This is a genomic window from Paraniabella hibiscisoli (assembly GCF_022512515.1).
Taxonomy (GTDB): domain Bacteria; phylum Bacteroidota; class Bacteroidia; order Chitinophagales; family Chitinophagaceae; genus Niabella; species Niabella hibiscisoli.
The window spans coordinates 4,409,034-4,434,763 of sequence record NZ_JAKWBK010000001.1 but is presented as its reverse complement, the minus strand read 5'-3'; the positions used below and the strand labels follow the sequence as shown (position 1 = coordinate 4,434,763).

The 25,730-nt window shown below is 42.0% G+C and carries 28 protein-coding genes, 1 tRNA gene and 1 pseudogene; 16 read left to right on the top strand and 14 right to left on the bottom strand.

The window, feature by feature from the left end:
- The first annotated feature begins 40 nt into the window (after nt 1-40).
- The gene (locus MKP07_RS27165; RefSeq protein WP_240850371.1) at nt 41-532 is read left to right on the top strand and encodes a hypothetical protein; all 492 of its coding nucleotides are present in this window, start codon (nt 41-43) and stop codon (nt 530-532) included.
- Between the two features lie 90 nt (nt 533-622).
- Here the strand turns inward: MKP07_RS27165 and MKP07_RS27160 are convergent.
- Nucleotides 623-693: transfer RNA gene (locus MKP07_RS27160), tRNA-Cys, on the bottom strand.
- Nucleotides 694-760: 67 nt separating this feature from the next.
- Between MKP07_RS27160 and MKP07_RS27155 the strand changes: the two genes are divergently transcribed.
- Genes MKP07_RS27155 through MKP07_RS27140 form a run of 5 tightly spaced genes read left to right on the top strand, consistent with a single transcriptional unit; the run spans nt 761 to nt 2,924 of the window.
- Complete coding sequence (locus tag MKP07_RS27155) at nt 761-1,342, top strand: phosphorylase family protein (protein ID WP_262919514.1); 582 nt, start codon at nt 761-763, stop codon at nt 1,340-1,342.
- On the top strand, nt 1,339-1,629 hold the full coding sequence (locus MKP07_RS39790) for a nucleoside phosphorylase-I family protein (RefSeq protein ID WP_317235905.1): 291 nt from the start codon (nt 1,339-1,341) through the stop codon (nt 1,627-1,629). Before MKP07_RS27155 ends, MKP07_RS39790 begins: the two co-directional genes overlap by 4 nt.
- A gap of 58 nt (nt 1,630-1,687) precedes the next feature.
- Nucleotides 1,688-2,110, top strand: coding sequence for a diaminopimelate epimerase (locus MKP07_RS27150; protein ID WP_240850370.1), 423 nt, complete (start codon nt 1,688-1,690; stop codon nt 2,108-2,110).
- A gap of 14 nt (nt 2,111-2,124) precedes the next feature.
- Nucleotides 2,125-2,460: a diaminopimelate epimerase gene (locus tag MKP07_RS27145; protein WP_240851094.1), complete on the top strand. Its 336-nt coding sequence runs from the start codon at nt 2,125-2,127 to the stop codon at nt 2,458-2,460.
- 17 nt (nt 2,461-2,477) lie between these two features.
- Nucleotides 2,478-2,924: an NUDIX domain-containing protein gene (locus MKP07_RS27140; protein WP_240850369.1), complete on the top strand. Its 447-nt coding sequence runs from the start codon at nt 2,478-2,480 to the stop codon at nt 2,922-2,924.
- A 13-nt stretch (nt 2,925-2,937) separates the two neighbouring features.
- On the opposite strand, the gene MKP07_RS27135 is transcribed toward MKP07_RS27140, so the two are convergent.
- Complete coding sequence (locus tag MKP07_RS27135; protein WP_240850368.1) at nt 2,938-4,026, bottom strand: AI-2E family transporter; 1,089 nt, start codon at nt 4,024-4,026, stop codon at nt 2,938-2,940.
- A gap of 363 nt (nt 4,027-4,389) precedes the next feature.
- Here MKP07_RS27135 and MKP07_RS27130 point away from each other — a divergent pair, with 363 nt between their 5' ends.
- Both MKP07_RS27130 and MKP07_RS27125 read left to right on the top strand, forming a co-directional pair.
- Nucleotides 4,390-5,469, top strand: coding sequence for a 7TMR-DISM family protein (locus MKP07_RS27130; RefSeq protein WP_240850367.1), 1,080 nt, complete (start codon nt 4,390-4,392; stop codon nt 5,467-5,469).
- The gene (locus tag MKP07_RS27125; protein ID WP_240850366.1) at nt 5,466-6,095 is read left to right on the top strand and encodes a sensor histidine kinase; all 630 of its coding nucleotides are present in this window, start codon (nt 5,466-5,468) and stop codon (nt 6,093-6,095) included. The genes MKP07_RS27130 and MKP07_RS27125 overlap by 4 nt, the downstream gene beginning before the upstream one ends.
- On the opposite strand, the gene MKP07_RS27120 is transcribed toward MKP07_RS27125, so the two are convergent.
- From MKP07_RS27120 to MKP07_RS39780, 3 genes are read right to left on the bottom strand one after another with little or no spacing between them, the layout of a single operon-like run.
- Nucleotides 6,087-6,770: a response regulator gene (locus MKP07_RS27120; protein ID WP_240850365.1), complete on the bottom strand. Its 684-nt coding sequence runs from the start codon at nt 6,768-6,770 to the stop codon at nt 6,087-6,089. The genes MKP07_RS27125 and MKP07_RS27120 overlap by 9 nt on opposite strands.
- Before the next feature lie 42 nt (nt 6,771-6,812).
- On the bottom strand, nt 6,813-7,199 hold the full coding sequence (locus MKP07_RS39785; RefSeq protein ID WP_317235904.1) for an endonuclease/exonuclease/phosphatase family protein: 387 nt from the start codon (nt 7,197-7,199) through the stop codon (nt 6,813-6,815).
- Nucleotides 7,193-7,417 (bottom strand): endonuclease/exonuclease/phosphatase family protein, encoded by a 225-nt coding sequence (locus tag MKP07_RS39780; RefSeq protein ID WP_317235903.1) that lies wholly within the window; start codon nt 7,415-7,417, stop codon nt 7,193-7,195. Before MKP07_RS39780 ends, MKP07_RS39785 begins: the two co-directional genes overlap by 7 nt.
- Before the next feature lie 287 nt (nt 7,418-7,704).
- Between MKP07_RS39780 and MKP07_RS27110 the strand changes: the two are divergent.
- Nucleotides 7,705-7,824, top strand: a pseudogene (locus MKP07_RS27110) (DeoR family transcriptional regulator); the annotation flags it as partial.
- A gap of 88 nt (nt 7,825-7,912) precedes the next feature.
- Nucleotides 7,913-8,467 carry a DeoR/GlpR family DNA-binding transcription regulator gene (locus tag MKP07_RS27105; protein ID WP_240850364.1) on the top strand — a complete coding sequence of 185 codons (555 nt, stop codon included), beginning with the start codon at nt 7,913-7,915 and terminating at the stop codon, nt 8,465-8,467.
- Between the two features lie 89 nt (nt 8,468-8,556).
- Here MKP07_RS27105 and MKP07_RS27100 read toward each other — a convergent pair whose 3' ends face one another.
- Entirely contained in the window at nt 8,557-9,459 is a 903-nt protein-coding gene (locus tag MKP07_RS27100; RefSeq protein ID WP_240850363.1) for an AraC family transcriptional regulator, read from the bottom strand.
- Between the two features lie 230 nt (nt 9,460-9,689).
- Between MKP07_RS27100 and MKP07_RS39775 the strand changes: the two genes are divergently transcribed.
- The 6 genes from MKP07_RS39775 to MKP07_RS27075 all read left to right on the top strand — a co-directional run bounded on the left by MKP07_RS39775 (nt 9,690) and on the right by MKP07_RS27075 (nt 15,090).
- Nucleotides 9,690-10,322, top strand: a complete 633-nt coding sequence (locus MKP07_RS39775; protein WP_262919512.1) for a sialate O-acetylesterase — start codon at nt 9,690-9,692, stop codon at nt 10,320-10,322.
- Nucleotides 10,313-11,125, top strand: coding sequence for a sialate O-acetylesterase (locus tag MKP07_RS27095; RefSeq protein ID WP_262919511.1), 813 nt, complete (start codon nt 10,313-10,315; stop codon nt 11,123-11,125). The genes MKP07_RS39775 and MKP07_RS27095 overlap by 10 nt, the downstream gene beginning before the upstream one ends.
- Nucleotides 11,126-11,138: 13 nt before the next feature.
- Nucleotides 11,139-12,683, top strand: coding sequence for a DUF5703 domain-containing protein (locus MKP07_RS27090; RefSeq protein ID WP_240850362.1), 1,545 nt, complete (start codon nt 11,139-11,141; stop codon nt 12,681-12,683).
- Nucleotides 12,684-12,751: 68 nt separating this feature from the next.
- On the top strand, nt 12,752-13,462 hold the full coding sequence (locus MKP07_RS27085) for a hypothetical protein (RefSeq protein WP_240850361.1): 711 nt from the start codon (nt 12,752-12,754) through the stop codon (nt 13,460-13,462).
- Between the two features lie 12 nt (nt 13,463-13,474).
- Nucleotides 13,475-14,332, top strand: a complete 858-nt coding sequence (locus MKP07_RS27080; protein WP_240850360.1) for an ArnT family glycosyltransferase — start codon at nt 13,475-13,477, stop codon at nt 14,330-14,332.
- 17 nt (nt 14,333-14,349) lie between these two features.
- Complete coding sequence (locus MKP07_RS27075) at nt 14,350-15,090, top strand: hypothetical protein (protein WP_240850359.1); 741 nt, start codon at nt 14,350-14,352, stop codon at nt 15,088-15,090.
- A gap of 321 nt (nt 15,091-15,411) precedes the next feature.
- Here MKP07_RS27075 and MKP07_RS27070 read toward each other — a convergent pair whose 3' ends face one another.
- From MKP07_RS27070 to MKP07_RS27040, 8 genes are all read right to left on the bottom strand, one after another.
- Nucleotides 15,412-16,338: a glycosylhydrolase-like jelly roll fold domain-containing protein gene (locus tag MKP07_RS27070; RefSeq protein ID WP_240851093.1), complete on the bottom strand. Its 927-nt coding sequence runs from the start codon at nt 16,336-16,338 to the stop codon at nt 15,412-15,414.
- 46 nt (nt 16,339-16,384) lie between these two features.
- Nucleotides 16,385-18,643, bottom strand: a complete 2,259-nt coding sequence (locus MKP07_RS27065; RefSeq protein WP_240850358.1) for a glycosyl hydrolase — start codon at nt 18,641-18,643, stop codon at nt 16,385-16,387.
- Nucleotides 18,644-18,868: 225 nt separating this feature from the next.
- The gene (locus MKP07_RS27060) at nt 18,869-20,314 is read right to left on the bottom strand and encodes a beta-galactosidase small subunit-related protein (RefSeq protein WP_240850357.1); all 1,446 of its coding nucleotides are present in this window, start codon (nt 20,312-20,314) and stop codon (nt 18,869-18,871) included.
- Complete coding sequence (locus MKP07_RS39770) at nt 20,209-20,718, bottom strand: glycoside hydrolase family 2 TIM barrel-domain containing protein (protein WP_262919510.1); 510 nt, start codon at nt 20,716-20,718, stop codon at nt 20,209-20,211. Before MKP07_RS39770 ends, MKP07_RS27060 begins: the two co-directional genes overlap by 106 nt.
- Nucleotides 20,682-22,067 carry a sugar-binding domain-containing protein gene (locus tag MKP07_RS27055; protein WP_262919509.1) on the bottom strand — a complete coding sequence of 462 codons (1,386 nt, stop codon included), beginning with the start codon at nt 22,065-22,067 and terminating at the stop codon, nt 20,682-20,684. The genes MKP07_RS39770 and MKP07_RS27055 overlap by 37 nt, the downstream gene beginning before the upstream one ends.
- 269 nt (nt 22,068-22,336) lie before the next feature.
- Nucleotides 22,337-23,638 (bottom strand): bile acid:sodium symporter family protein, encoded by a 1,302-nt coding sequence (locus tag MKP07_RS27050; RefSeq protein WP_240850356.1) that lies wholly within the window; start codon nt 23,636-23,638, stop codon nt 22,337-22,339.
- Between the two features lie 17 nt (nt 23,639-23,655).
- The gene (locus MKP07_RS27045; RefSeq protein ID WP_240850355.1) at nt 23,656-24,348 is read right to left on the bottom strand and encodes an aspartate/glutamate racemase family protein; all 693 of its coding nucleotides are present in this window, start codon (nt 24,346-24,348) and stop codon (nt 23,656-23,658) included.
- A 65-nt stretch (nt 24,349-24,413) separates the two neighbouring features.
- Nucleotides 24,414-25,730, bottom strand: coding sequence for a four-carbon acid sugar kinase family protein (locus MKP07_RS27040; protein ID WP_240850354.1), 1,317 nt, complete (start codon nt 25,728-25,730; stop codon nt 24,414-24,416).

Below are 25,730 nucleotides of genomic sequence, written 5' to 3'. Positions count from 1 at the left end.
GGTATCCAAACAAAATATAGACTACTAACCTAAAACTACAATGGCTAACAAATTTTCCCTGATCATCTGTTTAATCCTTTTTCAACTAGCACTCAAAGCTCAAACTGCCGGGAAAGTAGCAAGTTCCGATAGTCTTTCTTTTGCTGTTGCAGCACTGGTATCTCCTCTGAAACTCAAACATAGTTACCTAGGAGAAGCCTACTTTTTGATAGCTGAATTAAAAGATAAACAAATCAAAACAGCTTGCTTGCTGAATGCAGGCTCAGCTTCCGACACCATAGTATTTGAAAGAAAAGATGTCGAGAAATTAGTACCTTATTTGTATGCAATGGGCAATGGAAAAGAGACCAGCTTTATTATGCCGATTGTATATATTGAAGACCCTAAAAGAGGGCCCAATGGAAATGTCCTGCTGTACGATGTCACGCTCCATAAAATATTTGCACAGCTATATAAAATAACCCGGGAGTTGAATGGCGCTATTGTGTTACCACTTGAAATGGGTATTAAGGTTAATATAACGGCGTACTGATCTTTTTACTTCTTCAACACATGACCAATTCCAATTTACCTGTAATAAAAAAACCGCCTCAATCTTTTGAGACGGCTTTCTTATTTTCTGAGGTCTCGAGCGGATTCGAACCGCTGTACGAGCTTTTGCAGAGCTCTGCCTAGCCACTCGGCCACGAGACCTTTTCTTTGAAGGCTTGCAAAAATAGGGTATTTTTGATAAATTTTCATCACTAATACCTAAAATATTATGAGCAGGATAGCAGAAAGCGAACTGATATTAAATAACCGTGGTGCCGTGTACCATTTAGACCTGCGACCTGAAGAACTGGCCGGTACTGTTGTAACGGTTGGAGACCCAGACCGCGTAAAAGAATTCAGCAAATATTTTGATCATATAGAAGTACAACAACAGCACCGTGAGTTTGTAACCCATACCGGAACTATTGGCGGTAAAAGACTTACTGTTCTATCCTCAGGTATTGGTCCGGATAATATCGACATTGTGATGAATGAGCTGGATGCGCTGGTAAACATCGATTTTGAAAGCCGCCAGGTGAAAGAAAACCTTACAACGCTGAATATTATCCGTGTGGGCACTTCAGGCTCCTTACAGGGCGATATCGGTGTTGATGAATTCGTTGCGTCTACACATGGGTTGGGTATTGATAACCTGCTTAATTTTTACCTGCATGAAAAAATGATGAAGAAGCTCAATTGCTCCAATCATTTATTACACATACCCAGGTTAAAGGAGAACCCTATGTTACCGGCGCGGCTCCTTCCCTGCTCAAACATTTCGCCCAGGGTTTTCACCAGGGTATTACAGTGACCTGTCCCGGCTTTTACGGCCCGCAGGGACGAGTACTGCGATTAGGCATCAGCAATCCCAACTTAATAGATCGTCTTACAGACTTTAGCTTTGGACAGCATCGCATTACCAATTTCGAAATGGAAACCTCGGCGATCTACGGCCTGGGCAAATTACTCGGTCATCATTGCCTTGCATTAAATGCCATTGTTGCCAACAGGGTTAAAAAAGAATTTAGTAAAGATGGCAAAGCTGCAGTAGAAAGCCTTGTTAAAACATTCCTTTCTACTTTTGTGCAACATTTTTAATAATTGAATTGTTGATTGAATTACAACAGAATATTTAAATACGAGATAAAGTTATTACATGCATTTTTATAAATACCAGGGAACCGGGAACGATTTTGTAATTGTAGACAACAGAGCAGTGAACCACAGCACCCTTTCCCAGGAGCGCATTCACAGGATCTGCGATCGCCGTTTTGGCATCGGAGCAGACGGATTTATGCTATTGAATAATAAGCCCGGTTACGATTTTGAAATGGTGTACTATAATGCCGACGGCCGTGAAGGCAGTATGTGCGGAAACGGAGGACGCTGCATAGTTCAGTTCGCGCACGATATAGGAATAGACAGAACCAACTTCAAATTCCTGGCAGTTGACGGAGAGCATCTTGCAGATATTGCGGATGGACTGGTATCTTTAAAAATGGTGGATGTTGCCGGCATAGATTCATTTGAAACCCATGCCGTATTAAATACCGGCTCACCTCACTATGTAAAAAAGTAACGGGTTTGGTTGACATGGATGTTTATACGGAAGGTAGAAGCATCAGGTATAACGAGGAGTTTAAAGAAAAGGGCATTAATATAAATTTTGTGGAGCCAACAGATACCGGTTCGCTAAAAGTAAGAACCTATGAGCGTGGTGTGGAAGACGAGACTTTTTCATGTGGTACTGGTGTTACGGCTGCTGCACTGGTATTCTATCAACAGGAAACAGGACCTAATTCAGTAGATATCGAAGTGCTCGGGGGTAAACTCAATGTAAGCTACAACCGTAATGCAGATGGATCTTATGACAATATCTGGCTGAAAGGTCCTGCTTTGAAGGTATTTGAAGGAAGCGTTCGTTTTTAATTAATAAACCAACAACGATGATCACTACAATCAACCTGCGTGTATATGGCGTATTGGTGAATGATAAAAAACAGGTACTGGTAAGCGATGAGCGCATTTACTATAATAACCTGGAAGTAACCAAATTTCCGGGTGGAGGTTTAGAGCTGGGAGAAGGTACACGGGATTGTGTTATAAGGGAATGTAAGGAGGAGATCGGTATTGATGTGGAAGTTGTTGACCATATTTATACTACCGATTTTTTCCAGCAATCGGCCTTTAACCCCGAACACCAGATCGTATCCGTATACTACCTGATAAAGCCATTGGAGGAACTAGACATACCCGTTAATAACGGAGCAGCTGTTTATCCCGAACAGGTTTCAGAAATTTTCAGGTTTGTAGACTGGGAATATTTTAATGAGGAAGTAATGACGCTTCCTATAGATAAAGTGGTAGCAAAACTATTGCGTGAGAAATACTAACCTGGCGAACCCGTCAGGCTTTTTTAGGATTATCTTCCACCAGTTGCGGTGATAACGGTTCGGGGTTGGCCTCTTCATCGTCATCAGGATGGTTATGTACGAATTCGTTCATGTAAATATCATACAAAACAATTAAATAACTGATCAGTAAAGGTCCGAACACCAATCCCACAAAACCAAACAGGCTCAAACCTACCAACACCCCCATAATGGTAATAACCGGATGCGTATCCCCTATCCTTTTCAACAATGTGATACGGGCGATGTAATCAACATTACCAGTCACAATAGCATGGTACAATAATAGTAAGGTTGCATTCAGCGTATCTCCCGTTGCAAACATGTATATCACTATGGGAACCCACACGATCATGGTACCCACTACCGGGAAGAAAGCACATATACCGGTTAAAAAACCATACAATCCCCAATCTTCCACACCAAACAGCGCATAACCGATTGTTGCAACAATACCTTGTATAATAGAAATCATAGGGATACCCAGCGCGTTGGCGATCACCACCTTCTTGGTTTCATCGGAAAGTATCTTAATGTTTCTTCTTTTAAGCGGCACCGCTTTGCGTAGATACTTTTCTATAGAAGCGCCATTATACAACATGTAATATAAAATAAACAACATAATGGCCAGGTTGGACACCAGGTTCAAAGTGCTGTTCAATAATTTTGGAACGAAAGCGGTTATTTTATTTACGGCATTGGATATGGAGTTATCTGATATGAGGTCAAATCCTGCTTTATTTTGAATCACATCAATGGTTTTCTTCGCAGAATTCAATATTTGCGTGGGATTTTCTAATACACTATTGATCTTTGGACTGATCAGCGTAACTGCCATGCTGATAGGAATACCCACTACTATCAAATAAAATAATATAAATGCCATGGCGGTCCAGCCTTTCTTCCATTTTTTATCATAAACCAACTTGAAGTATTTTTTCCGGCTCACGACATATAAAGTGATAGCACCCAAAAGACCGGGCAAAAAGCCAACCAGTTCTTTGATAATGGTGATGATTAGCAGCAGTATAATTGCCAGTATTAATATTTGTTTGATTCGCTCGTTAAATATTTTTTGAGGCATATAGATTTGGATAAGATTATTTAGTTATTTACAATAAAGATATATGATTAATACTTATTAAAAATCGTACCAATCCTATTAAACCATTACTTAGCGGCCTTATGCCTTCTTAAAATAAATCACCATTTTCCGGTATTTTTAAAATAACGATGGTATTTGTGTCTAATCCTTGTAATTTGTAGTTATGGATTGCAAGCTTGTTATACTCCTGGTTGCTGTTTCAACACTATTTGCCTTTAGTACCTCTGCGCAAAAAAAGAGCAGGAAAAACAGCAAACGCATAAGCTACACATCATTAAAGACAGTTTCTATTTAGATAATAACACAGCCGGCAACCCAAAACCATACGGGTTTAACCTGAAATTGGGTGCCACGGACTACCAGGTGCAATTCTTTTTAGTAAATGCCGATACTGTAAGCAAAGAAGCAGTAATAGAACTCACTAATCCGTTCCTGAAGCGGGTAAAGTTCTACACAATCGACTCATCCGTGGTTAAAGACAGCCTCATAATGGGTAGCATGTTTCCTTTTTTCCAACGCCCCAAGGATCACCCCAATTTTCAGTACCTCGTTTCGCTTCAACCAGGCCAAATCCTTACCTGCCGGTTACGTATTGATGCGGGCCCTACATCGGGTGACTTCCGCCTGCTGATCTGGGATAAGGAACAACGCACCATTTACCAGGTTATGGAAACCAAGTACCTAAGCTATTTCTTCATCATCAATATCAGCTTTCTCCTTTTAATAGGTATTGCCATTTTGCTTACGCGGCAGCGCTACCATTGGTATTATTTCATTTATGCCTTGTTTGGGTTTATTTATATCTATGTAGAAGTGGGACTTGCTTTTAAAAACATCTGGCCCAACGATCCAATTTTACAGAATGCCAGCATATTGCTTGTTGCCAATATTTACCAGGTATTCGGTTTGCTGTTTGTGAGAAGATATTTTAACACAGCAGTCAAAAGTCCTTTCTACGATAAGGTACTGACCGCGCTGATCTTCTGCGGACTTGTATTCGAGATAATAGTAGCTATAGCACTATTGCTTAAGAGCAGCCTTCCTCCGTGGCTGGCACAGGTAAATACGGCAATGTTTATATGTTCGGGTGTCGCGGTTTTTATTGTTGCATTTGTTTCAAGCCGGTTTAAAACGTTAAAGTCTGATGGTATTTGGTTTATGGTAGGATTCACTCCCCATGCCATCAGCATTCTGCAACTCTGCCTGCGTCCTTTCGGCCTGTTTAATAACAATCATGAGTCCTGGTTTAAAGCCATAGCTCCTGTTTATATTGATACCATTCATCCACCTAATTTCCTCTTCTGGTCTGTACTTTGGGAGGTGATTATTGTTTTTTGGCTGATTATTAAAAGGTTGAGAAGATTATATGAAGAAAACAATATGATGATAGAGCAGTTGGCTGTGCAGAAAGAAAAAACATGAGAACACTTTTAACGGGCATAGAAAAAGAAAGACAGCGGATTGCCCAGGAATTACATGATGGCAGCGGGGTTTCCTTATCGACGCTTAAAATGAAATTGCATCTTTTGAAAGATAAAGCTAGTGAACAAGATTCAACGGGTAATATTAATGACCTGATGAAAGAGGTAGACCGCATTTATGAGGATATCAGGAGCATCTCTCATAATCTAATGCCGAAAACCCTGAGCAAACTGGGCCTTTACCCGGCTCTTGATGAGCTGCTGGACCAATTTAGGATTGCGGCGCCTCAAACCAGGTTTCATTATTACCGTAAAACCTCGGTGCGCAGGCTTAATGAAAATGCGACCATCAATATTTTCAGGATCATACAGGAGCTACTTACCAATATAGTAAAACACGCTAATGCCAACGAGGTTTCTCTTCAACTTATCGACCACCCGGACGCATTAGTGATTTCGGTAGAAGATGACGGTATTGGTTTTGATACACGCGAAGTTAAAACCGGAATAGGTATCACCAGCCTGGAATCAAGGGTACAAATGTTAGCAGGAAGTTTATATATGGACTCTTCTCCTCAGAACGGAACCTTTGTATCTGTTTCGGTGCCCCTCAAAAGTTTAGATTAAGCCGTTTTTTGTTGCAAACAAAATCAGCTCCGCTGTATTCTTTACTTCGCATTTAGCCAGTATATTTTTACGATGGGTATCTACCGTGTTAATACTAATGAAAAGCAAAGAGGCTATATCTGCACTTTTCTTTCCCTCTGATATCATTTTCAAAACCTCCTGTTCTCTTTTTGATAGCAGGGCCTGAGTTGCATTAGATGAAATGTTTTCAGCACTATTGCTATCGGTATCCATAAAAGATTGTATCACTTTATCCTGTACATGTGCATCGAGGAAACGGGTGCCGCCGGCTACGGTTTGTATGGCCTTCACCAACTCATCTTTTCCTATATTTTTCAATACATAGCCTGTTGCGCCATTTTTAAGCGCCTCTCTTATCAGGGCGATATCATCGTAGCCCGTTAACATTAGTATCTTTTGGTCAGCGTACGAATCAAGTACTTCCCTGGTACATTCTATCCCGTCTTTCCCCGGCATATTAAGGTCCATTAAAATAACATCAGGTGTGTACTTGCGAACCATATTCATCAGCAGCAAAGGATCACTGCAGGAACCAGCAATATTAATATCATTTACATCTTTCAATAAAGCGCAAAGTCCCTCGATAATAATCTGCTGATCATCTACAATCAACACATTAATCGCTTTCGATGTATTTTTCGCTGTGGCAGGCATATGTAAACTTAATGCATTTTCCGGTTTATCTATACCTATTAATTACTGTACCGAAAATACGGCTATAACCGGTAAATGGTCGGAGGCGTATGTTTCGTTGATCACCTGGTGACTTTTAACAGCCAGTAGTTTTCCCGGTTTGTAAGCAATAAAGTCTATTGCCTTTTTAGGATTAATGACAGGAATGGTAGGTGCGCAATTACTACAGGTTCTTGTAAAGCCTTTATCCAGCGTCTTTATTATTTCAGAGCTCTCTTCTGCATTAAAATCACCGGCAATAATAAAAGGTAACGACTCAGATCTGGCAATACTGTCAATAGCTTTTATTTGCAGCAGCCTGTTAACAGGCGCTTTTTGCGCATCCAGGTGCGTACTGGCTACTCTTATTTTTTTGCCTCCGGGAAGTGTTGCTATGGCAACTGCTAACACCCGGGTTCTCCTCTTGTTGCAGAATCCATAGGCAGCCTGTAGGTTCTGATATCGTCCAAAGTATACTTTGATAAAATGGCAACTCCATAATCGCCTCCTTCGTGGTCGATAGCTTTGGCAAAATAAAAAGACTTTAAACCTGTTTTAAGCGCCAGTTGAGCGGCCTGATTTACTTTACCACTTCTTTCGGTATTGATATCCACCTCCTGTAAAGCCACTATATCAGGATTTTCTTTTTTATAGCATTGGCTATAGCATCTATATCAATAATACCCGGCTTTGACGGAGGATTACAATGATGTATATTGTAGGTCATTACCTTTATGGTTTGTTGAGCATTTAGTGAAAAAGCAGCCATTAAAAGAATGGTGCTAAAAAAACATAGTAAAGATTTTTATTCATATTTAAGGTTATTTAAACCGCGTTAAATGTATAACGAAGATTCAAAACATAGAAATGTATTTTCGTTATTTTTGACATTCTCATATTCAATTGTAACGTACACATGAGCAATTTACTGGAGCGGCATCAACATATTATCGAACTGATTAAGAAAGAAGGAAGTATTAAAGTGACTGATCTATGTACGGACCTGAATGTGTCATCGGTGACCATCAGGAAAGACCTGCAGTTTCTCGAAGACAGGAAATTATTGTTTCGTACCCATGGAGGAGCTACACTGACCAATCCCTATATAGCAGACAGGCACGTTGATGAAAAAGTTACGTTGCAGGCCAGCGAAAAAAAGGATTGGCGCCTATGCTGCCAGCCTGGTTCAACCCAACGATTGTATTTTGATCGCATCAGGAACTACGGTTCAGTTTTTTGCAAGGAACCTGCTGGCCAAACAAGGATTGACGGTAGTAACTTCTGCATTAAATGTGGCATTGGAACTAATGGACCGAGACAACATAGAAGTGATACAGCTTGGAGGCTTAATGCGAAAAACATCGGCTTCGGTAACAGGTATATATGCAGAATCTATTTTACAGGATTTTTCGTGCAGTAAATTATTCCTGGGTGTGGATGGTATTGATACTGACTTCGGTCTTACTACCTCCAATATGATGGAAGCGCTGTTGAATAAAAAGATGATCGGTGCTTCCCAGAAAACAATTATCCTGGCCGATTCCAGCAAATTCGGAAAACGTGGGTTTGGTAAAATCTGTGGTATAGAAGATATTGAACAGGTGATTACCGATAGTAATATATCTGCGCATACGGTTAAAACGCTGGAAGAAATGGGCGTAGAAGTAACCGTTGTTTGAGAAGAAAGATCATAGTTGATCGTTCATAGTTCATGTTCGATACTGATATCAAACTGGCCATGATCCATTATCGATGAGCCATATTCCTCCTAGTCCTTATTCACCGACCTGTACTTTATAGGCGGCATACCTGTTACCTGCTTGAATCTTTTGGAAAAATAATAGGGATCATCAAAACCCAGCGTTAATGCGATTTCTTTAATCGATTTATCGGTAAAATCCAGTTGTTGACAAGCCTGCTGTATCTTCATTTGCATGAAGTAATCCATAGGCGCATAACCTGTTTTTTGCTTAAATAAATTAGAAAAGCGTGATACGGAATAATTAGAATAGTTGCTAATATCCTTAAGTGTTAACATATCAGTAATATGCTCCTGCATATACAAAATAGCATTATCCACACAATCGGTTTTAGTGGTTTTGGAAGCAGGATGGTGCCTTGAATTATAAATAAATAAGGACAAAAATTGCGAACATAGATTGGCGAAAAGCAAATTGTCCAGGCTATATCCCAGCTCCAATGCTTTGTACATTTTATTAAAAACCGTTACCGCTTCCCCGTTATCTTTTATATGTCGGGGCTTAAAATGTTCTTTTACCGTATGGAGGTTATTAAGATCGGGTAAAGTAATGCCGCCGAAATGCACCCAGTAAATGCTCCAGGGATCATGTGCAGCACTTGCATAAGCATGTTCTTCATTTTGAGGGAGGATGAAAAACTCATTGGGTCCTACTTCGTGCTTTTCTCCGTTTATCTCATACCAGCCGTAACCATCTACACAGTAAAAGAGAAAATTTTCGTGTAATCCATGCTTCCGTTTGGTTAAATGCCCTTTGGCCTTGGGGTAAAATCCAAGACTTGCTATGTAAAGGGAGTTCAACAACGGGTTGTTGATTACATTGGATTTGATAACAGGACGTGGAATTTCTATGCGCTGCCTTCCCACCCCATACCAGATATTTTTATGAGAGCCTTGCTTTATTTCATCCATACTTGGCAATATATGTCAAACAAAAGTTATCCTTAAAACGCTTCTTGCAAAACTAAATTAAAGTATTTTGCAGAACCACGATAAATTACGTTAAAATATTTGTATTACCGTTTTTTAACCAATTGTTTACCCGGTAAAATGAACAATACGTTATCATAAACAGCCGGGGCCAATAAATGTTAATCCCACTTTTAATTTTCTTATTTTCGGGCTTCCATTTAAAAACGATTATGAAATTTTTTACAGCACTCTGCCTTTTAGTTGCCGCGCCGTTTATATCGCAGGCAAAACTACAATTACCCTGGTTTTTTAGTGACAATATGGTACTTCAGCAACAGTCTACTCCTGCTATTTGGGGATGGACGGACAAAAAGAACGCGGTTACCATTACTACGTCCTGGAACAATAAAAAATATACGGCTCAGCCCGACAATAAAGGAAAATGGAAAGTTGCGATAGCTACGCCTAAGGCGGGTGGACCTTACGAAATCAGCATTAGCGATGGACAAATCATAAAAATTAGAAATATTTTGATCGGTGAAGTATGGATCTGCAGCGGGCAGTCGAATATGGAAATGCCGTTGAAAGGATTTAACAATCAACCTATTAATCATTCAAATGATATTGTTTTTAATTCTACTAACGACCAGATCCGGCTGTATAATGTTCCCAGGTCAACACAACCCACACCGTTAGACACGAGTAAGAATTTTAGCTGGAAAATATCTAACCCTGAGGATGTAGCCAATTTTAGTGCTACCGGTTATACTTTTGGAAAATTCTTATACGATCAACTGAAGGTTCCTATAGGTTTGATCAATGTGAGCTATGGTGGCACCCCGTTGAGTCGTTCATGGACATAGCATCGCTTAAAGGATATAATTTTGCTTTGCCGGACCCTAATGACAAATCGAGGTTAAATAACAAAATTGCTACTGTTGTATATAATGGCATGATACATCCACTGATTGGGTATGGTGCAAAGGGATTTATATGGTACCAGGGCGAGTCAAATGCTGACCGTCCCAAGCAGTATGAATCTTTATTCCCTGAATTTGTGCAAATGCTGAGAACCCAGTTTAACCAGGGAGAGCTGCCTTTTTATTTTGTACAGATTGCCCCGTTCGACTACAACCGGGGTAAGAAAAAAGGAGATACTTTACTGAATTCTGCTTTTTTGCGAGACGCACAACGTAAATCGCTGGACAAAATACCCAATAGCGGTATGGCGGTAACCATGGATATAGGTGATGCTGATTTCATTCATCCGCGTGAAAAGCAGGAAATCGGTAAAAGATTGGCACTTCAGGCTTTGACTAAAACCTACCACTATAAAGGTTTTGCGAGCGAGAGTCCATTATATGAATCTATGGCCATTAAAGATGGCAAAGCTATGGTGAAGTTTAAAAATGCACCGGTGGGACTTACTTCTTATGGTAAAACCATTACCCAATTTGAAATAGCGGGTGACGATAAGAAGTTTTACCCGGCTACAGCACAACTGGTAAATGGTGGTGTAGAAGTAACAGCCAAAGAAGTAAAAAATCCGGTAGCCGTTCGCTATGCTTTTAAAGATGATTCACCCGGAGAGCTATTTAATACCGCCGGGCTCCCTGCATCGTCCTTTAGAACAGATGACTGGGATATTGTTACAGAACTTAAATAAAATATAATTATTGATGAGGAAGGCATACGGGTATGGGGTGTTATTGATATTATGTTTGCATTCAGTTGCAGCGTTTGCGCAGGAAACACAACTGAATGATTACAATATTACATGGTCAGGCCCCAGTAAAAATGCCGGAGAATCGATGCCCGTAGGTGGTGGCGGTATTGGTTGTAATGTATGGGTGGAAAATGATGAATTATTGCTCTATTTCTCACAAAGCGGCAGTTTTGATGAAAATAATTCCTTCTTAAAAAGTGGCAGATTAAGACTGAGGCTTTCTCCCAACCCCTTTAATAATGCCGATTTCAAACAGGAGCTGATTGTAAAAAATGGCTATGTTGACATACGATCAGGGCATAACGGCATCCATGCTTTACTCCGGATATGGGTAGATGTATTTAACCCGGTAATACACATTGATATCTCAGCTAATAAGGCTATTAAAGCCGAGGCAGTATATGAAAACTGGCGCTTTACCGATCGTGTTCAGAAAGGAAAAGAAAATAATGCTAATTCCTGGAAATGGGCTGCTCATGTCCCCATCATTACACGCCCTGACCAGGTAGTATTTGACCAGGATGAAATCGTATTCTCACATCGTAATCTATCGCCTACCGTATTTGATGCTACGGTAAAGCAACAGGGATTAGACTCCTTAAAAAGCCAGTTGTTCAATCCGTTGGAAGGTTTAACAAGCGGGGGCCTGATCAAAGGCGATCATTTTGTTAGAGGTACTAATGGCGAAGGACAGTACCTGAATACGGCTTTCAAAAGCTGGAGCCTTGTCAGTAAACGACCGGTCAAAAAGCAGTCAATACAGATCTATTTACATAATGACCAGACCAATACTATAGACGACTGGAAAACTCAACTCAAAAATATCAGTAAGCATTATAAGGCCGATTCTAAAAAAACAATAGACTGGTGGAACGACTATTGGAAAAGAAGCTTCATTTTTATTGATCCGTCAAAAACCGAGAGCGAAAGCTGGCAGCTGGGACGTAATTACCAGTTGTTCCGGTATATGCTGGGCTGTAATGCCTATGGGAAATACCCTACCAAATTTAACGGTGGCTTATTTACAGTAGATCCGGTGTTGACGGATACTTCTATAAAAGGAACGCCCGATCACCGCAATTGGGGCGGCGGTACATTTACTGCGCAAAATCAACGACTGGTTTACTGGCCTATGTTGAGAAGCGGCGATGTAGATATGATGACACCGCAGTTTGACTTTTATAACCGTCTGCTACCAACAGCCCGTTTACGTACCAAAGTTTATTGGGGCCATGGCGGAGCTAATTTTAATGAACAAATAGAAAATTTCGGTTTTCCCAATCCAACAGAATACGGATGGAAACGGCCAGCCGGTTTTGATGCAGGTGTTGAATACAATGCCTGGCTGGAATATGAATGGGACACAGTGCTGGAGTTTTGTATGATGATACTGCAAACCGAATCTTATGCCGGTAAAAACATTACAGCCTATCTTCCTCTTATTAAAAATGCGTTGATTTTTTTGACGAGCATTACCAGTACCAGGCAAAAAAACTAAGCAATAAAGCCCTGGATGGAAAAGGGCGCCTGATCCTTTACCCGGGGTCCGGTGCTGAAACTTTTAAAATGTCTTACAACGCCAGTTCAACCATTGCTGCATTAAAAGTGGTAACAACAACACTTTTAAATTCAAGTGCCGCCAACTTAAATGCAACGGAACGTACGTATTTTGAAGGATTGTTAAGCCGTATTCCTCCCCTACCATTTTCAACTTTTAATGAAAAGCCTACCATCGCTCCTGCCACTGTATGGAGCCGCGTAAACAATGTAGAATCTTCGCAACTATATCCGGTATATCCGTGGGGCTTATATGGTGTAGGACAAGCGGGCCTTGACACTGCGAGGAACACTTATTGGAACGACAGCTTCGCCCTGAAATTCCGTAGTCATATAGGATGGAAACAAGACAATATATTTGCGGCAAGACTGGGTTTAACAGAAGAAGCGCAACGATTAACCAGTCTCAAACTTAAAAACAGCGAGCGGAGATTCCCCGCATTCTGGGGACCAGGCTTTGACTGGGTGCCCGATCATAACTGGGGCGGCAGCGGCATGATAGGCTTACAGGAGATGCTGATGCAAACTGTAGATGACCGGATTTATTTGTTCCCGGCGTGGCCCAAAAACTGGGACGTCCATTTTAAACTACATGCTCCTAAACAAACAACAGTGGAAGCGACACTAAGAAATGGAAAAGTTATTTCGCTGGAAGTAGTACCAGCAGAAAGAAAAAAGACATTATTATTCAGTTTGAATAAAATACCACCGCCCTACTAAGAACCAAAACTGATGAAACTACAACAATACTTTCAAAAGCCCATCGTCTTCATACTAACGATCTGGGTGTTTCTCACTGCTATAAATATTGAAAAAGCTTTTCAAATGGATGATGGCTTTCACATGGAAGCTGCCCAACATATAGCCGAAGAGCCGCTTCGTCCCATGTCCGGAATGATTCGCTGGGATAATGATGAGCCAGAGCCCATGCATCATGCAAATCAACCTCCTCTTTTATTTTATATGATCGCAGGCCTGGCAACCGTATTTGGATTTAATGAGGTTGTGATGCACTTACTCATTGCCGCTTTCTCATTTTTAGCATTATATTGGTTTTATAAAGCTTGTGTTCTTTTAAAAGTAAAACGACCACTCCTGCTGGTAGCGCTGTTAGGCTTGTGCCCGGCATTTGTTGTAAGCCAGAATGTAATGACAGATGTGCCCATTATGGCGTTAATGATCGGGGCCTTTTACTACCTCCTGCTGTCGTCAACCCGGCAGGAAAACCGGAATACCCTGATGGCTATCGTACTTTTAACGATCGGCCTGTTTATTAAATACTCTGTATTGCCCGTACTTGCCGCAGTAGCATTATTGTTTTTATTAAGAACGGAATATAAAAAACTCCTGTGGTTGCTCATACCGATAGCACTAATAGCATTGTGGACAGTTTGGAACTTCTGGGAATTTGGAGGCAGCCATTTATTTGCGCGCAGGCCAGGAACCAGAAGTACGCTGCAGGACCGTGCCTGGACCTATTTTTCAGCATTGGGGTGCATCGCTTCTTTTGGATGCCTTTTTCTAACTTATATTATTAAGAAAAAGCGGGAAACTATGTCGTTTACTTCATTACCGGAATATTTCTGTTAACTGCGTTGTTGCACTATATGAGCAGTGGTAATTATGAAAAAGATCTTACCGCAATTCTTGATGCTTCCTTCTTCATTCATGGTGTAATGATCTTATTTGTTACGATCCTTTTTGTAAGTAAGAGCTTTCAAAAAGCGGGTACCATTAGAGTCTTTGTTCAATCGCCCCAGTTCATTCTTGTATTATTTATTGCGGCCTTATCTTCCTTTTTGATACTATTTGCCCCCTTTATGGGTATCCGGCACCTGTTATTGATCATACCTTTTCTGTTATTGCTGGCAGAGCCCATTATTGAAAAAGCCGGCCTGGGGATGGTCAAATTTTCTTTAACAGCTTCTGTCGTATTGAGCTTATTACTCGGAATATCCGATTGGAAATACGCCTTCTACTATAAAAATACAGCGAGTGGTATTATGAGAGGCATGCCACCAGGAAGTACGGTATGGGCCACAGGAACAGGAGCCTGGCAGTGGTATGCACAACAAAACGGTATGATCAGGCATACTGTGCAAACTGAACAGGGAAAGCCCGGAGAATACCTGGTGATAGCCAGGGGCTTGCCGGCTTACCGGGTAAGCTCTGAAAAGCCATTTGCAGTGCTCGCTAAAATATGGGGACAACCCTCGCTCCTGAGCTATTTTTGTGTAAGCGATGGCGCCAGTCTTTACAGCGGCCAGTTTGGAAAACCGGGATGGAAGCTATCGAAAAGAGCAGTTGATACAGTGTATGTATGCCAATACGTAAGTGATGCGCCGTAATGGTGCATGGAGCTATCTTACTGATATAGGATGCTTATTTATCTGGGAGGCGGAACCGGAACAGGAGAATAGCAGATCATTATGGTTAGCTAAAGTTGCTTCTTTGTCACTGCCACGCAGCGTCTAAAATGGCGCTAGATATCATACGTTATTTCCTCCAAACCTGTTTTTAAAAGAGGTTTTCCACCGTCCTGATCGAAAAGTCTGGTAGTCTTACTAACCTGTTTTATTTCCAGCAGGCCCATATATATATCCAGGCGCAAGCTTGGCTCATACGCTACCATTAATCATTGTACAAATCTTCGGGCATAATCGTTAGTATTATTGCCAAATCTTTATTTCTCCCTCTAATCCTGCTTTTAACAGAGGTTTGCCCTGTAGTAAATTTAAAGGCGCGGTTGTCCAGGTAACCCGTTTTTCTTCGGGCAGTGCCATATCTCCAATCAGGCGATTGGCCCAGGTATTGCTTACTTTAATTTCAATAGTATTGTCTCCTGTTTTAATTGCTTTGGATATATCCAGTTGGTAAGGAGGTGTCCAAAGCGTACCGCAATCGATACCGTTTATATACACTGACGCAATATTGTGAATGCTATCAATCGTAAGATAAAATGGCGTGCTAAAATCTGGATTTACAATAACGAAAGTATTCTTATAGTTTGCAATACCAGAGTAGTATTTTACTTTTTCATTGTTGTGTTCACTCCAGGAGGTAAGTCTTGGAAACAAAATTTTCTCTTCAGGTCCGCCAAAGGCCGGATCAAATTTTACTTCCCAGTTACTGTTTAACTTTAAAGGTACATTCGGGCGTCGAGGCGTATCACGAGTTGTAATGATACTAAGGTCACTTGTTCTTTCCCTGAATACCAAGAACATTGATGCATTTTCATGCAAATTCAAATCAATATAGGTTCTTCCCTCTTTTATATGCCAGTTTTCCATTTTTTTAATGGTGCCAGATGCCGGGTCCCATATTTCAGGTGCAAAACCCGTTATTCTGAAAGAAACAGGAATAGATACGCTCTTATTTTGCTGATTGGAAATAAAGTACAGATCTGCTCCCTCCAATTTTCTATGTGTCCAGGCTATGGGTTGGTTACTGCCGGTTGCATCTATATCCCTTGTTACGCCCAGATCTTCAAAAGTTTCCTTTGTGTAGGGCGCTTCGATAACACGTCCCTTGTCCGATTCTACAAATAGTTGGTTCCAGGATTTCTGAAGTGCGGCATCCTTCTCTTTTAAACCAATTGTATTTAACGACCTTTTTCAATAATGATGGTAGCGCCAGCTTGCTTTAAATCCAGGATCTTTTTGCAACTTCCGCCGACATCAGGTTGCTATTGGGATTCATCAGTATTTTGCCGGGGAATACCAATATTTTATAGCTGGCTCCTGAAGGAAAAACTACTTCACCATTAGCTACTTTAGCGTTCAGCAGCACATCCCTGTTAAAACAATCGTATTTGTACCCCCTCAAGGCATCCGTCCAATCTTCCGGATCTGCCATATTAGCAGAGTGCCCTACCCCAACAGGTATTACTCTTTGAGGCTGCCCTTTATTTTCTAGTCTTAACTTTTCGGAAGCTACTCTTTCTTTCCCAAATATCCCTGGCAACGTACCAACCAAACGATCGGGTAATATAGAACGTCTTGGCACTTCCTCTCCAATAAATACGGCTACATCAGCTGCTGGTTTTCCCTGTTGCAATAAAGCAGATACCCGCGCCATATATTCTACCCAGGCTTTACTTTGGCTAAACCAGGTTTGATCTCTCTGATAAAATAAACCAATGCTACCCAGGGTCATCCCCGGCTTACGATCGATCCAGGGATTATGTGTCATTACATGTACAATAGGTTTGTTCATACCCATGGCAAAATTGCGATCTCCTACTACTTTTATATTACCCGGATGTTCATTCCATTCCATCCGGAGGTTGGTATATGACTCAGCCTGTACAATATTCTTTCCATAAATATGTGCGGCACTAATGGCATCGAACATATCATTGGGTTTATCATGTGTGGGACTTTTCAGCCAGAATTCACCGGTGGGAAAGTCCACGGTTTTAAAATGCAACAGTCCATCGCTCACCATAGTAGGAGCTACATTTTCAGCGGTAAAGCTCAAACTTTTCTGATCTGCCAGCTTACGAAGCGTTACATAAAAAACATCATTCACTAATTCTGCAAGGGTTTCGCGTACATCGTGTAATATCTTTTCCGAAGTAGCAGCATCATTAATGGGCGTACCTGTCATCACCAGCAGGTAAGGCATCAGGTCATACCCTCTCCTTTTTTTGAACTCAGCCGCAAAAGTCTTATTCCAGTTCTGGCTGCCGGCTTCCCAGCTATCAATGTAAAAGATCTTTAATACTTCTTTAGCCAGTCCCGGATCAGTTTTCTCAAAGGCTTTGCCGTACCAGCTGTCAAACTGAAGTTTTATCGCAGCCGGGTCAAACTTATCACATTCAAGTCCTTTGGCGGCACCCCCTGTAGCATTCGTATGCCCCGTTGAAGTATGACCCATACGCACAATTACCCACTCTCCGGAGGCTGGCTTCCACTTCAGGTTACCTTCTTTATCCATTTTATGGGAGAGGTTGATGATGTTTTTAAAAGGAACTGCATCAGCCGAAGGAACCATCTGATCGGTTGTATTTTCGGCCACCCGCCATACGCTGGCATTTTTTGCCTGGTACTGGTTGATCACGGGCTCATCGCTCAGATAAATACCCATCACCTTTAAGGTAGGCTTCCATTTGGCGGCATCCAGGTCTTCCGATCCGGCTTCGGTAGCATCTTTATCAAATACAAAACGGAAATACTTTGCAGTGGTCGGCGGAATGGAGAAGGTATTATCTTCGTCATCATTTTGCCAGCCATGCCGTGGAGGCGTTAGTTTAATTACCGTATTGAAAACAATGCCATCATTGCTGGATTGGACCACCAACCTTTGAGCCTGGTATTGGCGGGCCCCTGTATGCGTAGTCAAAGAACGCAGTGTAAATGCTTTTGGATACTTATACTGGATCCAGCAGGAGCTATCACTTCTGAATGTTTTGCTATCATCGCCAGGGAAAGCAAGGTAGGGCGCTTTTTCACCGGTACTGGTAGTTACCGAGGGGATGGTTACCGTTTCACTAAAAGCATTGGATGAATTGGCCGGGTAAGCATACACTGCAACATCCTTGTAAAAACCTTCTTTCGTTTCGGGTTGCTCTAATTGTATCCCGGCTTCGTCAGACGCTTTTATATAGGTTTTGGTCCATACCAGTTTTTGCATAGACTGTTCGGGCTTGATCCACGGCCCGCCGGCCAAGGCAAAACCATCACTTACATGAAAGGCCATTTTCAGTCCCAGTCTTTTACATTCTTTCATTGCATGATTAACCATGCCCCACCATTCAGGACTTAATTGCCTGGCGGGTTTATCGAAAGGTATACGGGCAACTGTATCATAAATGCAAGCCAGGTATACGCCGCCAATGCCATTCTTTTGTATTCCTTCCAGGTCTGCTGTAATTCCTTCCTTTGAAACAGCGCCATGCATCCAATACCAAAGTACCCAGGGCCGGGCAGACTCAGGTGGATTTTTAAAAACATCTTCCAGGGAGCCGCCCGTTTTTGTTTGAGCGCCCGCGGTCCAACTAATTAAGAAAAAGCAATCGCAAAACCTATGATCTTTGTAAATCTAACCATTCCCGAATTTTATTTGACAAGCATGGCATCCCAATCGTTTAGCCACATTATAAACTGAAGGCAAAAATAACGCTATTTAAAGCGGCCGAATGTAAAAACTATAACGATATTGCCCTGCCTTAAGCTGGTATTGTTCCAATGGAGCGGCCACTTCACTCCAGCTATCATTTCCGCCCACACCCATTTGTATCAGGTCGATATTTAAAGTGATATGGTCTGCAGGGTATAACTTATTGGTATGTTTCGCTTCTATTATGTTCTTTTCCGAGTAAGGCCAGGCGCTCATGCTTAATAAACTGTCTGCAACAATGCTTATACCGTCTTTTGTACCTTTCTTATACAAGTTCATCCATCGAACATCAGTGCGATTGCCATTTTCCTGCGGTACTACATAGGGCTCCATAAAATCATAAATATCAGCATCAAAGACACCCGCATTAAATCCATAATTCCGGTCGATATAATTCTCCAGCGGTCCCCGGCCAAAATATTGAATTTGAGTAAATGCTTTATTCACACCGGTTTGCATGCCTACCTTTGGAATATTGGGCAACCCGGGTTTCGCTTTTAATTGATAATCGACTTTTACTGTACCTTCTTTATCTACTGTATAAAACACTTTTAGTTCCACACTGTCATTAACCATAGTGTAAGTACTTTGTACACCTTTTAGACCGCCTGCTTCAGCTGCTGCAACCGATTTTAATTGAGGCTGGTTGTCATACCATTGTTTTAACACTCTATGCGTTTTCCAGCCTTTACGGTCGTTATCCGTTTGCGGTCTGGTAAAATGAGGTAACAAGGCCTGACCCATCAATTCGATATTGCCTTTTTTATAAGATGTTAAAGCGCCACTTAATTTATCAATACTCACAGTGACATTTCCAGCCTGGGCTACCAATTGCTGATCTTTCTCAACAAAAGCCACTGAGGCGTTTAAGGATACATGTTTTACTAGAGGAGTTAATGACAATTGATTACTTGCAATCACAAAGCCCCTAGCCGCCCAGGGTTTGTCTTCCTTTGTAGTAAATTCGATATCCGCGTGGTACTCCGCGCCACTTTTAAACTTTGGAAGGTATTTGGCCAGGTTCCACTCAATTGAAGTTCCGGCTTCTATAGCTGGTATTTCCAGGGGTTTACGCGAGATCAGTTTTCCATTTTCCCTGATAGATAGCCAGCCGTTATAATAAGCAGAGGATAATACCGGACTGCGATTAATTATTTTAATGATGGCCTTACTACTATCCGACCACTCAGCTTGTATCGGTTGAAAAACACGTTTGCACTCATACATAGCAGCTTTGGGTCTGCCATCTGCAGCCACAACACCTTTAATCGTAAAATTATCAAAGTATCTTTCTCCAAAATCACCACCATAAGCATAGTAGGGTTTACCTGTTGCAGAATCATATTTCACCAGTCCCTGGTCTTTAAACTCCCAGATAGCGCCACCAATAACCCGCGGCAGACTCCGCCACTGGTCCCAGAAATCTTTAATATTACCGGCGCTATTGCCCATTGCATGTGCATACTCACAAAAAATATGGGCCGATGATCTCCGTTCTTCTGATTCACCAGTAATGGCGCTGTATATAATGCCGGGTACATACGACTGATCACATCAATATAATACTGGTCCTTCGGATTCTGTATGCGATGTGAGTGATCATTAGACTTCAAATAACGCGGATCGGACGGGTCGATATAGCCCTCTTCTTTTGGGCTTCCCATGGCGGGCTCATAATGCAACGGGCGGGTCATATCAAAATCTTTGATCCATCCCGCCATTGCTGCATGATTAGGTCCGCTACCTGCCTCATTGCCCAGGCTCCACATAATAATAGAAGGGTGGTTTTTATCGCGTAAAGCCATACGCGCCACGCGTTCTACATAGGCGGCTGTCCAGCGGGAATCATGATCCAACTTCCTCCTAATCCATGTGTTTCATGATTGGCCTCATCGATGACCATAATCCCATACTGATCGCAAAGATCCAAAAGATAGGGATCTGACGGGTAATGGCTTAACCGTACGGTATTAAAATTAAATTGCTTGATGGTGGTAATATCCTGTAAGATATCTTCCCGGGTTAAAGCCTTTCCTCTTGTAGGATGATGGTCCGGGCGATTAACTCCGTAGAGGTAGGTCTCTTTCCCATTGATCAGTAATTTGCTGTCTGACTGCCTGAACTCAATACTGCGAAAGCCCAGCTTACAACTTTTAGCTTCCCATACTTTGCCGGTACTATCTTCCAGGCTTAATACCAATGTATATAAATGTGGGGTTTCCGTGCTCCATTTTAAGGGATCTGTAATTTTAGCTTCTAACAAACCAAATTTCACCCGATCTAAACGCGGATGAATTTCATTAATGATCGCATTAGCGCTAATACTCAGATCTTCTTTTAAAATTGATTTATTTGCCGCATCAAATAGCTGTGCTTTCACTTTGTAGCCAGGTACTTCTTTACCGGTAAGATTCTCCAATCTCGGGCGGATACTTAAAACAGCATCCTTGTACTCTTTATCCAGTTTTGCTTGGTAGAAAAAATCGGCGATACGTAGTTTGGGTTCTGCCATTAAAAAAACTTCCCGGTGGATGCCGCTTAAACGCCATTGATCCTGGTCTTCGAGGAAACTGCCATCGCTCCAACGGATCACCCAAACTGAAACAATGTTCTCTCCATCTTTCAAATAAGGTGTGATATTAAATTCAGAAGGAAGGAAACTATCTTCAGCATAACCCAGAAATTTTCCATTTACCCATACTTTGTAAGCTGAACTTACACCGCCAAAATGAAGCGTTATGTTTTTATCACGCCAGTCTGCCGGAACTGTAAAAGAGCGCTGGTAGCAGCCTACGCCATTATAATCTTTAGGTACCAAGGGTGGATTTACCGGGCGGAATGGATACACCGCACTTTTATAAATAGGCTTATCATAGCCTTGCATTTCCCAACTCGATGGTACCGGTATTTGTTTCCAACCGGATACTTTCTGTTTGTAAAAATCTTTCGGCTCGTCGCCGGGTTTTAAAGCAAAGCTAAAATCCCAGTTGCCGTTTAAAGAAATATAGCGGCCGCTTTTTTCGCGATCGCCTTTTAATGCATCGGCAACACTACTAAATGAATAAGCAGTGGCCCTCGACAAATCGCGATTGATGCCGCTCACTAACGGGTCTTCATAGGGTTCTGTTTGATAGATGGCCGGCGCGCTGGGAACAGCAGCCGGCGTCTTATCAACTAATTGTGCTTCAGCTTTCGAAATGGCCAAAGCGCTTATTATACTTATAAAAAAACTACGGTACACTTTTAATGAAATCTTTTGAGTCATGCCTATTTACTTCTATACTATTCTATATTTAATTCTGCTCATTTATCCCTGATGTCGTTTATTCACCGCAGAGAACAAGAGAAAAGAGATTACGCAGAGCGTTTTATTAACATCCTATTACCCATTAGGTCTCTTTGAATTGGGCATTTAAACTCCGCGTAATCCTCTGAGCACTTATTTCTCTACGGTTAACTTCTCCACATTAAGCACTACAATCCCCCTGCCTCTTTTTCCTTCGAAGGCTCAACAGGTCTCTTCCTCCAGTAATTAGCCAGTATACTACCGCTGATATTCATCCACGGACTAAACACGGCAGCTGCAAGTCCTACGGTACCCAGTTTACCCATCGATCCGGCCAAACCGCTAGCCATACCTCCGTTTTGTAATCCAACCTCAAAGGCTACAGTACGACTGGAATTTTTGTCCAATCCGAAGAACCGACTCAACCAATAGCCGAAGAAATAACCCGCTGCATTATGGATGACTGAGGCAATGAATAATAAGAACCCAACTTTCATCAGGTTGTCTCTACCCGCCGCTGTTGTAACAGTAGTGAAGTAGATAATACCAAACATCGAGATGAAAGGCATTAGTTGATCTATTTTCGGATAGGCTTTATACAGCTGGTGATATAATGTGCCCGCCACAACTGCACCCGCCAGGAAACCTGATAATTCCAGAGATTGCAAAACCGCATGTGATGCACCGCCCGCTGCTACAACCGGATATATCCAAAATAAAACTGCCAGCGCATACAACGCACCAATAACAGAAAATACAGCGATGCCCTTAGCTCTTGCTTTACCGGCACCTTTCAGATAATCGTGCAATAAAGCCGCACCGATCGGTACGATAACGATCTTAATGATCTCGATCATCATATCCACGAACTTCACTTCTATTAATGTGCCAGCGAAAGTTTTCATCAATAACGGTGTTAAAAAAGGCGCTGCCAATGTGGCCATAGCTGTTACAATTACCGACAACACCAGGTTGGCTCTTGCCAGGTATACCATTACATTGGAAGCCAGGCCGCTGCTACAGCTACCAATCAATATGATACCTGCAGCAATCTCCGGTTCAAAATGAAAGACTTTAGTAAGGAGTAAACCCATTAAAGGCATTACCGAAAAGTGGCATAATAGCCCTACTGCCACACCTTTGCCTGTACTTGCCAAGCCTTTAAAATCTCTCAGGCTCATATGTGTGCCCATTCCAAACATCACCAATTGTATAATGACCAATATTAGGGTCTTATCTCTCAGGTTCACCGGTCCCCAGTGCATAAAAGCTTGCGGATAAACCATCCCGGCCACCACCGCGGCAATGATCCAGGCTGTGTATTGATAGCCTTTGAGCCCTGGCACCGAGCCCAGGCCTAATGCCAATGAAACCGCAGCAATTACCGAGAGTATTTTGCTAAGGTCTGTTTGCTGTAGCAACAAGGCAATAAGTAGCCCGGCAGCAGCAACAATGAAAATCCATAAACCGATTCGATATAATTTAATCATGGCAGCAATCGTTTGGTTTATTTTAATACTTCTGCTAAATACTCCATAGCCAAAGGCGGGCTGGCCAATATCGGTACTTTCCTATCTTCTTCAGATAAGCTACCCACCACACGAGCCATAGAGGCCTGGGCCAAAAGAATGACATCTACTTCCTGAGCCAGTTGTTTTAACGCAGCTCCCACGATATCGTCATGCTTTTGCGCGTCGCCGCCCATTAATGCTTCAAAAGCACCTTCGCAAAGCCGGGATACGAGCTCTATGTTTTTACCGGCAACTATAGCCCGCCGTCTTACCAGGTCGCTTGTGGGTTCTAATGTTGTAGATAAGGTAGCCACTACACCTATTCTCTTTCCGGAAGCAACCGCTTTGTCTGCCATTGGCTGATCTACACGTAACACAGGAACTCCGGCTAAGGTTGCCGCTGTTTCAACTGCGGCACCAATAGAAGAGCAGGTAAACATGATATAGTCAGCGCCGGCCTCTTCTGCGGAATTTGCATAGTTTACCACGCGCTTGGAAGTTTGTGGTGTTAATTCGCCGCAGGCTATAGTATTTTTAATGAGACTATCATCTACAATATTAAACACTTTTACACCTGGCAAATATTTCTTACATAATTCATCAAACACGGGTACCAGTGTAGCCGACGTATGAACTAATCCTAATGTTTTACCCCCAGCTCCAGTAGAGGTGTTCTTATTCTTTTCCATATTTTTATTTTTTGACGAGTGGCTAGTAGCTGGCTCAAATGCCAAGATTCACCATTCACAATTGACTATTCATTATTCATCATTCTTCCGTCTCTCAACACACCAAAATAGTCAGCCGCACCTACTTGTCCGCCTTTAAAGTTTACTTCAAGTCCGTTTATAGCCGGGTTGACTGAATAGGCTTTGCATAAAGGCGCTCCTGCCACCAATGGTGCAATCATTTCCACAGCTTCAATTTGCATAGCTCTTGCAGCATAGCTGCTGGTATCGCCGCCAGCAATGACTACCCGCTTAATCTTAGATTCTTCTACGGCCTCCCTCGCCATTCTACCTAAGGCAGTTCCTAATTTTTGCGAGGACAGGTTAGCTCCATCTTTTGATCCGGTATGCACCAGTACATTTTTCCTGCTCTTCAATATATCATTTATTTTTTCTTGGATTGACGCAGAAACCCCATCATTACAAACGGTTGCGGCATCTAATACAATCGCTTCAAATCCATTTTCTATGGCCCAATTGATCTGGACGGCGGTTACGGGTGAACAGCTTCCTGAAACCACCAATAAGGGTGTTGCCTTTCCCGGCTCAGACCATTTTTGAGCAGACTCTATGTTCTCTCTTTTATTCCATACGGTACCTAAAGCCACTTCGACCGCTGAAGACCCTATCGAAAACAGAGGTGTGTTATCAATAACCTGTGCATCCAGCCATTCACCTATTTTTCCCAACTGCTGCTCCTCAGCAGCATCAATTAATACAGCTTCTTCTCCTTGTATTGCATGATGCCATTCTGTTACCGGCTTTTGCATTTGAACCATATCGATCAGTGCCAGCCGTTTGATGGTTTGCTTTTGTATATGTAAACGAAGGTCGCTCTCATCAGCCGGTGTAACAGGATGTTTCGTCATGGACGGATGCCGGTCTAAGCGATAGATAGCACCGTTACTGCCAATACCCATTCTTGCAAACAGGTTTCCAAATACGCAATACCGGCCTAAAGAGGGTGTTCCACCTAAAACCGGTATTAACGGGCTTGAAAAAACCTGGCTTCCAACATCCATTACGCGACCAATACTTCCAACGGAAGGCGAAGAATCAAATGTGGAACATACTTTATAATGTATATGCCTTGGATGGAAGTCTTTTAATTTTCCAAAAGCTTCGGTTAATACTTCCTCCATTTCAGCAGGATCCAGCGATCTTGTTTTACCAGCTACTCCAATTACATCGATACCAGGGAACCTGGCCAATACAGAAGCGTCAGGTGGCTCTATAAATAATACAGCCCTTGCACCTGCTCTGCAGGCAAATTCCAGTGCATCGGTAGAGCCTGTGAAGTCATCCCCATAAAAAGCCAATTGTATTTGAGATAGAACCGACAT

Coding starts and splice junctions, on each gene's coding strand:
- MKP07_RS27165 (WP_240850371.1), top strand. CDS start 41: ATGGCTAACAAATTTTCCCTGATCATCTGTTTAATCCTTTTTCAACTA.
- MKP07_RS27155 (WP_262919514.1), top strand. CDS start 761: ATGAGCAGGATAGCAGAAAGCGAACTGATATTAAATAACCGTGGTGCC.
- MKP07_RS27150 (WP_240850370.1), top strand. CDS start 1,688: ATGCATTTTTATAAATACCAGGGAACCGGGAACGATTTTGTAATTGTA.
- MKP07_RS27145 (WP_240851094.1), top strand. CDS start 2,125: ATGGATGTTTATACGGAAGGTAGAAGCATCAGGTATAACGAGGAGTTT.
- MKP07_RS27140 (WP_240850369.1), top strand. CDS start 2,478: ATGATCACTACAATCAACCTGCGTGTATATGGCGTATTGGTGAATGAT.
- MKP07_RS27135 (WP_240850368.1), bottom strand. CDS start 4,026: ATGCCTCAAAAAATATTTAACGAGCGAATCAAACAAATATTAATACTG.
- MKP07_RS27125 (WP_240850366.1), top strand. CDS start 5,466: ATGAGAACACTTTTAACGGGCATAGAAAAAGAAAGACAGCGGATTGCC.
- MKP07_RS27120 (WP_240850365.1), bottom strand. CDS start 6,770: ATGCCTGCCACAGCGAAAAATACATCGAAAGCGATTAATGTGTTGATT.
- MKP07_RS27105 (WP_240850364.1), top strand. CDS start 7,913: ATGAAAAAGTTACGTTGCAGGCCAGCGAAAAAAAGGATTGGCGCCTAT.
- MKP07_RS27100 (WP_240850363.1), bottom strand. CDS start 9,459: ATGGATGAAATAAAGCAAGGCTCTCATAAAAATATCTGGTATGGGGTG.
- MKP07_RS39775 (WP_262919512.1), top strand. CDS start 9,690: ATGAAATTTTTTACAGCACTCTGCCTTTTAGTTGCCGCGCCGTTTATA.
- MKP07_RS27095 (WP_262919511.1), top strand. CDS start 10,313: ATGGACATAGCATCGCTTAAAGGATATAATTTTGCTTTGCCGGACCCT.
- MKP07_RS27090 (WP_240850362.1), top strand. CDS start 11,139: ATGAGGAAGGCATACGGGTATGGGGTGTTATTGATATTATGTTTGCAT.
- MKP07_RS27085 (WP_240850361.1), top strand. CDS start 12,752: ATGTCTTACAACGCCAGTTCAACCATTGCTGCATTAAAAGTGGTAACA.
- MKP07_RS27080 (WP_240850360.1), top strand. CDS start 13,475: ATGAAACTACAACAATACTTTCAAAAGCCCATCGTCTTCATACTAACG.
- MKP07_RS27075 (WP_240850359.1), top strand. CDS start 14,350: ATGAGCAGTGGTAATTATGAAAAAGATCTTACCGCAATTCTTGATGCT.
- MKP07_RS27065 (WP_240850358.1), bottom strand. CDS start 18,643: ATGCATGGCGCTGTTTCAAAGGAAGGAATTACAGCAGACCTGGAAGGA.
- MKP07_RS27060 (WP_240850357.1), bottom strand. CDS start 20,314: ATGGGCAATAGCGCCGGTAATATTAAAGATTTCTGGGACCAGTGGCGG.
- MKP07_RS27050 (WP_240850356.1), bottom strand. CDS start 23,638: ATGATTAAATTATATCGAATCGGTTTATGGATTTTCATTGTTGCTGCT.
- MKP07_RS27045 (WP_240850355.1), bottom strand. CDS start 24,348: ATGGAAAAGAATAAGAACACCTCTACTGGAGCTGGGGGTAAAACATTA.
- MKP07_RS27040 (WP_240850354.1), bottom strand. CDS start 25,730: ATGTCGGTTCTATCTCAAATACAATTGGCTTTTTATGGGGATGACTTC.